Source organism: Actinoplanes sp. NPDC051633 (assembly GCF_040681735.1).
Classification (GTDB): Bacteria; Actinomycetota; Actinomycetes; order Mycobacteriales; family Micromonosporaceae; genus Actinoplanes.
In genome coordinates, this window is sequence record NZ_JBFAZH010001677.1 from 1 (window position 1) to 1,267 (window position 1,267).

Sequence of the window (1,267 nt, forward strand, 5' to 3'; positions counted from 1 at the left end):
CGGAACCTCCGAGGTGAAGCGGCGCAGCGCACCCGTGTCCCACAGCGCGATCGGGTAGACGCAGTCTGCCCCGGCCTCGAGGTAGGCGTTCGCGCGCCGCACCGCCTCGGGAAGTAGCTCCTGCTGAACGTCGCGGCCGGCGCCGGCGCGGAACGGGCCGACGTAGACGTCGATCCGGGCGTTGATGACGAGCCGGTAGCCGTCGTCGGACGCCGCCCGGCGAACCTCCTTGATCCATTCCACGTGCCGGTCCGGATCGCGAAGGGTGCCCGCGGCGTGATCGGTGTCCTCAAGGTTGCAGCCGGCGGCTCCCGCGTTCCGCAACGCGGCCACCAGGTCGGCCGGCTCCATTCCGTAGCCGGCCTCGGCGTCGACCGTCACGGGAACGTCGACGCCCCGCGCGATCCGCGCGGCCGCGGCGAGCATCTCGTCGGCGGGCGCGCCCTCGTGGTCCTCGTACCCCAGCGCGGTGGCCACGCCGTCGCTCGTGGTCGCGACCACCGGAAAGCCGGCCGCCACCACGGCTTTCGCCGTGGCGACATCCCAGACGTTCGGGAGCAGGAGAGGGGAGCCGGGCCGGTGCAGCGAACGCAACTGGTCGCAACGGCTATGGAGCTCCGGCTTCTGCACGGCGGTCACACGATGAATCTACGCGCCGGCGCGGCCACACGGCTGTACCGTCCGGACGGTACAGTAACGGGATGGGAACTGCACGGGAGCGCATTCTGGACGCGGCCGAGGAACTGATCATCTCGGGTCAGGTGCCGCCGGCGTTGGACGCCGTGGCTGCGGCTGCGGGCGTGAGCAAAGGTGGCCTGCTCTATCACTTCGACAAACAGTCCCTGCTGCGGGCGTTGGTGACCCGGGCGGTGCAACGGTTCGACGAGCGGCTGACGGCGGCCGCATCGCACGGGATGATGGCCGCGGCATGGTTGCGGTTGTCGGTTCCCGAGCCCGGTGAGCGCATCGTGTACCGGGCGATGATGTCGATGATGCGGCTGACCGCCACCGGCGAGTTCGATCTGCCGGGTGAGGTGGGCGACGCCGAACAGCGGTGGCAGCAGATGCTGACTGCCGAGTTGGGCGACCCGGTCCGGGCCCGGCTGGTGCGGCTCGTCGGTGACGGGCTGTTCATGGCCGCGCTGACCGGTCCGCCCCCGACCTCGGACGAGGTGGATCAACTGCTGCACCACCTCGGCCTGCGCACGGCAGCCGAGCAGGCGGAGTCGTGACCGCCGCGCTCCTGGCCGGTGTCGCCGGTCTGGCC

Annotated in this window: 2 protein-coding genes; one reads left to right on the forward strand and one right to left on the reverse strand. The window is 71.1% G+C overall.

The window, feature by feature from the left end; all coding sequences use genetic code 11:
- A partial coding sequence (locus AB0M20_RS44245; protein WP_364307553.1) for an isocitrate lyase/phosphoenolpyruvate mutase family protein occupies positions 1-639 on the reverse strand: 639 nt, incomplete at its 3' end.
- Positions 640-701: 62 nt separating this feature from the next.
- Between AB0M20_RS44245 and AB0M20_RS44250 the strand changes: the two genes are divergently transcribed.
- Positions 702-1,232 carry a TetR family transcriptional regulator gene (locus tag AB0M20_RS44250; protein ID WP_364307555.1) on the forward strand — a complete coding sequence of 177 codons (531 nt, stop codon included), beginning with the start codon at positions 702-704 and terminating at the stop codon, positions 1,230-1,232.
- The last annotated feature ends 35 nt before the right edge of the window (positions 1,233-1,267 follow it).